The sequence below is a fragment of the Chitinophaga sp. genome, from assembly GCF_036569125.1.
GTDB lineage: Bacteria > Bacteroidota > Bacteroidia > Chitinophagales > Chitinophagaceae > Chitinophaga.
In genome coordinates this window covers 1-6,917 of the sequence record NZ_DATCRF010000638.1, presented here as the reverse complement: position 1 = coordinate 6,917, position 6,917 = coordinate 1, and the positions used below count along the sequence as shown (strand labels likewise).

Sequence of the window (6,917 nt, the reverse complement as noted above, 5' to 3'; positions counted from 1 at the left end):
AACGGTGTAAAACAGATCATGATAGTATAAACATACTATCATGATCATTGAAACAATTGGTTACCTGTAACCGCCGGAATCGCTATTTATTTACCGGTTACCACGCTGTTCAGGAACTCCTCAATATTGGTATAACCATCCTGGTCACGGTCCGCTACCGCATCCTTCGCATCTTTCGGGTTCAGGTGATGCTGTGTTTCCCAGCTGTCCGGCATACCATCATTATCTGCATCTGTGTACGGCGTGCCTTTATATACCGGATAACCGCCTACCTGGCCGGGATGCGTTATGATGCCCTGCTTGTAAGAATCGGCCGGCAGACGGCGTTTAATAAATTTATTGGCAGTGTTGGGCCCGCCACCGGTATATAAGATCTTACCTGTTCTTACCTGTTCGGCAATACGTTTATCTACCGCATCCCTTTTAGGTAAGGTAGCACCGGCATGTTCCGGCACATAAGCATAAGCTTCCTTTGCCGTCATAACAGGGAATTTAGCGATAGGGAAAGGCTCATTTACCCGGATGGCTTTTGTAAACTCACCGGCATCCGGCATTTCCCCGATCTGCACACCACCGGCCCAGTTATCATTGGTCACAGCGGCATTTCCTTCCATAATATTACCGGCTACATAGGCCTGGCCGTAATGGTTGGCGTCTGTTTTATCCCGGTTGCCTTCCGGCTTCAAAATGCGGTGGCCGATCGGTTTATCCAGCGGCGTTATAGGGCCGGGTTTAAAGTAATTATTTATGAAATTAAATCTGGAACGATGATCGCCGCCATCTGCGCTGCGGTTCCACCAGTTAAACACTACGTTGTTCACAAAACCAAAGTCGCCATACATGCCTATGGAAGGGTTGCGGCTAATGTTGCTGCACCACATGTTGCGCATAAAGGTACTGTTTAAGCCGCCAATGGTGCTGCCAAAGGCATGGTTATATACGTCCAGCGCTTCTGAAAAAATGGAGTTCTGGATGGTAATATTCACTGTGGGCAGCTTCTCCGGTTTGGAGCCATCGCCTTTATCATACACATGCCGGTACATGGACATATTTTCATCCAGCCCCCAGCTGGCAGATACATGGTCTATCATAATATTGCCCACACCATTGCCGCCCAGCGCATCATCACGGCGGGTGACGTCGGTGGCGCCACGGCGAAAGCGCATGTAACGGATCACTACATCATGCGTATCGATCCAAACGGATTCACCGGCCACGCACACCCCATCGCCGGGCGCGGTTTGCCCTGCAATGGTGATGTACGGCGCACGTATACTGATAGGACTTTTCAAATGAATAATACCGGCTACATTAAATACCACTATGCGGGCCCCGCCCTGCTCGCAGGCATCCCGCAAAGTTCCGGGGCCGCTATCTGCCAGGCTGGTAACTACGCATACCTTACCGCCACGGCCGCCAAAAGTATAGGCGCCGCCACCTTCTGCACCAGGGAAGGCCGGGATCTTAGCCTGTGGCAGGTCTTCCGGCTTTTGCGCCCAGGGTATGTAGGGCCTTCCCTTTTTTTCTTCTGCTTCAATAACCGGCATTGCTTTGGCAAAAGCTATGTCCGATTGTTTTTTGAATTGCGCCATTACCGCATCGGCAGAATCTTCCATGGATTTAGGGATCACCGGGTACTGTGCGTATGCCGTGCAGGCCATCCCGCTCATACAGCTTACAGTAAGTAGTTGAAATAACAGCTTCTTCATATCAGGCAAATATTGTTTGTGCTTTAATAACCATCATTCTGTGTAAACTCGCTTTTATTGGTAACCGCATCCAGCTGGGCCTGTGGTATGGGGCGCAGCATGTGAAAGGGTTTTATGTAAGCAGCGGCATCGGGGTTATGCGCTCCTACACGCTCTAACAGCTTGCCGGTACGTTTCAGGTCAAACCAGCGCAGCTGCTCGCCGGCAAGCTCGCGTGCACGCTCATCCAATATAAAATCAATATTAATGGCAGCCGGCTGCACTGTCATAGCCGCTTCCTTTCCCGGAATAATGGCCCGTTTGCGCAGGTTATTGATGTACAGGGCTGCAGAATCGGGCTTGCCCAGCTTCATTTGCGCTTCAGCCACTACCAGGTACATTTCAGCCAAACGTATTAAAAATGCATCACGGGAACTTTGCGGCTCTGTAGCTGATCCACGGGTAGGGTCTGCAAACTTTTGCAGGGTAATGTAGTGGAAGCGGTCCTTAGGTTTGCCATTTGTATCATACACATCATCCCGGTCGTAGGTGGTATAACGGTAACGGGTACTGTATTTCTGCTGAAAATTATCAACCGGGTATTTGCTTACAAATACGGCGGTATCGCCTACCTCAAACTTATTCTGGCCTGCCAGCGGGGCCAGGGCCGGGTTCTGCGCGGCATCGGCAGCGGTCCACTTAGGCAGTGTTTTGCTGTTGTTGGCTATCCACGCTTGTTTGAAAGAGGCGCTGAAACGGGCGTCGGATGTTTCGTCAAAAAGATCCAGCAGGAACTGTGTAGGCATCCAGCGTACATTGGCTACTTCATTGGGTACATCCGGCTGCATGCCCGGCTGGTCTATGTAATTCATTACAAACATGCTATGTCCCACATTGCTGCCGGCATTCACCTCCAGGTTCTTGGAGTAGTTAAGACCCCATACCACTTCTGCATTCTTTTCATTCTCCATCTTCCACAGATCGGCATAATTGGGCAGCAGTGAGAATTTGTAATTTTTAATTACGCTGTTGGCATAATTACTGGCTGCCTGGTTATTGCCCCTGGTAAGGTTTACACGGGCCATTAATGCTTCTGCTACCGGTTTGGTGGCACGGCCGTAATCCGCTGCGGTGGATGGCAGGTGATCTATTGCAAACTGCAGGTCGGCAAAGATCTGCTCATATATTTTTTCAACCGGGGTGCGGTTGGCGGTGGTGAGCATCCCTTCTGTAGGCTCCAGCGTGAAATTCACCGGGCCAAATGCTTCTGTCAGCAGGTAATAATACCAGGCCCGCATACAGCGCAGCTCCCCTTCCAGCACCGGTTTACGGGTGTCAGCCAAACCGGCGTCATTGATATGCTTTAAGCCGGTATTACACAGGTTAATGGCCGCATAACAGGGCACCCACAGGTTGGTATTTACCCACAGGTTATCGGAGATCAATCCCTGGTAAGTGGTAAGCGGCGTATTGGGAAAAATGCCATTAATGCCCGTATTGCCATTAAACGCAGCATTGGTCCATATATCGGTGCCGGCTTCCAGCAATGCGTAACCTTCTTCTTTACCGAACAGGCTGCGGTTATAGGTATACGTGGCAGTAACGGCGGCTTCAAAACCTTCCGGGGTATTGAACAGGCTTTCTACCGTAGCGCCACCCGGGTTATATTCATCCAGCTTTTTAGTGCAGGCTGTGATAGTGCAGACTGCCATTAACAGCAGTACCATCTTGTTTATATGCAGCTTCATCATTTTCTTCAGGTTTTAATAATTAAAATGTAACATTCAAACCGGCCACGAACAATTTGCTCAAAGGCTGGTCAATAATCCCTTCACTTTCCGGATCAAAGTCTTTGTTGTTACTGGAATAGAACCACAGGTTTTTGCCGGATACATAGATCCTTACATTCTCGATCTTTGCCCTGCTGATGAATGATCTGGGCACATTGTAACCCAGCGTAATGTTGCGCAGCTTCACATAAGAGTTCTCATACTCTGTTAAAGTGGTGATGTTTGATGAGCTGCGGGTGGCGTTCGGACGCGGGTAAGCGTTGGTGGGATTTTCCGGTGTCCAGTAATCCACTGCCGATCCGTTCTGCGAACCATTACGCACATATTTGGCATAATAGTCAGAGCTCATCCACTGGCCTACACGGGCAATGAATAAGATATTAAGATCAAAATCCCCGTAGGTGAAATTGTTATTAAAACCACCGGTCCACTTGGGTACGCGGGTGCCTATAATGGTACGGTCGGCAGCTGTGATCTTCCCATCCGGTTTACCATCCGGCCCTGAAAGATCGGCTATCTTAATATCGCCGGGTAATGCGCCATACTGGTCGGCCTGCGCAGCTTCACTGGTTTGCCAGATGCCCAGCTTTTTGTAGTCGTAAAAAATGGTGGGCGACTGTCCAAGGATCAATGATTTGCGATAGTCGTTATCAATTACATTGCCGTTGGGCAGCTCTGTGATCTTTTCTTTATTGTGTGCATAAGAGATGGTGGAGGTCCAGCGGAAGCTGCGGCTCACAATATTATTGGTGGTTAAGCTTACTTCCACACCCCGGTTGCTGGTTTTACCTATGTTACGGCTGATGGTGGATACCCCTGTACTGCTGGGCATAGTGTAGGGGAAGATCAGGTTATAGGTGCGTGCATCATAGTAGTCAACCGTACCGCTGATACGGTCTTTCAACAAGCTAAAGTCAATACCTATATTGGTGGTGGCCGTCAGCTCCCATTTCAGATCGCTGTTACCAATGCTGGGATTGATGGTATAGGCGGGGGCCAGGTTGGTATCGTCGTAAGAGAACTTGATCTGCGTTAAAGTATTTTGCGTAGCGTAAGGCGCAATTACGTCGTTGCCGGAAATACCATAACCCACCCTTAATTTCAGCTCGTTGAACAGGTGCTGCTTTTTCATAAAGTTCTCGTCGCTCACACGCCATGCACCGGCTACGGAGGGGAAGAAAGCCCACTTGTTACCGGGGCCCAGCTTGGAAGACCCATCACTACGGCCGGTAAGCGTTAACAGGTACTTGCCCTGGTAGCTATAGTTAATGCGGCCGGTAAATGATAGTAATGCATACTTGTTGTAGTTGCTGCCATAACCGGGCGACTGCGTAGCGCCGGCCAGGTTGTACCAGAGCTGTGAGGGAAAGGTTTGGTTCTTTGCAAGCGCATAGCTGCCGGTGCCAATGTTCTGTATATAGCTGGTTACGCCTGTAACGGTAAAGGAGTGATCCTGTATTTCTTTGTTATAGGTGATGATGTTTTCCCAGCTTATAAAATTGCTTTGCGTATTGGTAACAGAAGCCTGTGAATTGGCGCCGTTGCCGTTAATGGAATTCTTTCCATAGAACTGCCCGGCTACGGAGCTCCATTGCGTGGTAGAAAAAGTGGAGCGGATATCCAGGCCTTTCAGCGGCGTTATATCAGCATATGCTGCGCCTGAAAAACGGTTGGTTTTTGTATTGGCGGCCCAGGAGCCGGGCTGCTCATCGATCAGCGGATTTACCTGCAAACGGTCTACCGTGTACATGATCACATTACCGGCCGAATCATAAGGCAGGCCCAGGGGAATGGCTTTGGATGCGGCATTGAAAGGATCGCGGCGTATATTATTATTGATATTCGCATACTGGCTGCTGATACCCACCTTTAACCAGCTGTTAATGGTTTGATCCAGGTTAAAACGTGCGGTATAACGTTTATAATCATCGCCCGCTAAAATGCCCTTTTCACGATAGTATCCGGCGGAGAAATAGATCTTTGTTTTATCCGTACCGCCCGACACGCCTACCTGGTAGTTCTGCTGGGTACCATGGTGCAGGATCAGATCAGGATAATTAATATACTGCTGGTTCCGGATAGCGTTCAGCTCTTTCTGGTTAAAGATCAGCGGATCATCCGCAACGCTGTTCCAGGTGCCCACAGCGCGGTAAGCTTCGCGCTTAAACGCTACATACTCAGGTCCGCTTTGCATGCGTCCATACTTGGATACATCTGAAACGCCGGCATAGCTGCTGAAGGTTAGCTTGGGCTTACCGGTGGCGCCTCTTTTGGTAGTAATGATAATAACGCCGTTGGCGCCGCGCGAGCCGTAGATGGCGGTGGAGGAAGCGTCTTTCAGCACATCTACCGATTGTATGTCGTTCGGGTCAATATCCGACATGCTTACGCCCTGCACCCCATCTACAATGTATAGCACATTGTTTGAGCTGGCAGGGTTACCGATAGAGCGGGTGCCCCGTATGCGTATATTCGACTGGCCACCGGCATAACCATTGTCGCGGTAAATATCTGCACCGGGAATTTTACCCTGCAGTGCTTCGATGGCATTGGAGGCGGGCACCTTCACCGTTTCATCACCCTTGATGGATACAACGGCGCCGGTAAGGTCGCGTTTTTTCACCTGCCCGTAACCGATCACCACTATCTCATTTACGTTGGAGATGGCATTGCTTAATGCAATGTTCAGCTCTGTTTGTTTACCAACCGTGATCTCCTGTGTGCCGTAACCGATGTAGGTTACCAGCAGCACCGCATTATCGCCCGGCACGGAGATGGAGAATACGCCGCTGGCATTGGCGGCAGCGCCCTGCGTGGTGCCTTTTATATTTACTGTGGCGCCGGGCAGCGGCTGTTTGGTAACCTGGTCAATGATCTTACCGGTCACCGTTCTTTGCTGGGCCATTACACGCGTGTAACTGCCCAGCAGCAAAAGAATGAATAAGTATACTAACGTGGTTTTATTTTTCATAACGCAGTATTTGTTTTAGAATGGTTAAGCATAAATACACTGACAGCTGTTTTTTTGAGCAGCACCCAGAAAAGCTCCCAGTATGGCAAATAGATCATAAGCTGTGGTTGCATAGGTTACATGACGTGATTTCCGTTACAGGGCTATATGCCGCATAGGCGGCTATTTCCTTTATATTTCTATTCCAATTTGTTCCTGCTTTCCGGCGCGCCTGATCTCTTTCCAGCCACTGTATAGCAGGCTTTTATCAATATTGGGTTTGGGAAAGAACAGGCTGGCCACATAACCCACCCCTATTACAATTAAATGGCTGTATACGCCCAGCATTAATTTATGATGGGTGAAATTGTATTTACCCAGGTCCAGCAGCAGCGTTTTATGATCACCTAAACCAATGGCCGTGGAAGTAAGAAAAGCATACGCGGTAAATAAGATGCACACAATAATGGCAATGGTAATGCCCTGGTT

At 49.4% G+C, this 6,917-nt stretch carries 3 protein-coding genes and 1 pseudogene; all 4 read right to left on the bottom strand.

What is annotated here, in order from left to right; all coding sequences use genetic code 11:
* Positions 1-86 precede the first annotated feature (86 nt).
* Positions 87-1,709: a polysaccharide lyase gene (locus tag VIM87_RS23895; RefSeq protein ID WP_331999445.1), complete on the bottom strand. Its 1,623-nt coding sequence runs from the start codon at positions 1,707-1,709 to the stop codon at positions 87-89.
* 23 nt (positions 1,710-1,732) lie between these two features.
* Positions 1,733-3,439: a RagB/SusD family nutrient uptake outer membrane protein gene (locus VIM87_RS23890; RefSeq protein ID WP_331999444.1), complete on the bottom strand. Its 1,707-nt coding sequence runs from the start codon at positions 3,437-3,439 to the stop codon at positions 1,733-1,735.
* A 19-nt stretch (positions 3,440-3,458) separates the two neighbouring features.
* Positions 3,459-6,449, bottom strand: a complete 2,991-nt coding sequence (locus VIM87_RS23885; protein ID WP_331999443.1) for a TonB-dependent receptor — start codon at positions 6,447-6,449, stop codon at positions 3,459-3,461.
* Between the two features lie 171 nt (positions 6,450-6,620).
* Positions 6,621-6,917 (bottom strand): annotated as a pseudogene (locus tag VIM87_RS23880) (sodium transporter); the annotation flags it as partial.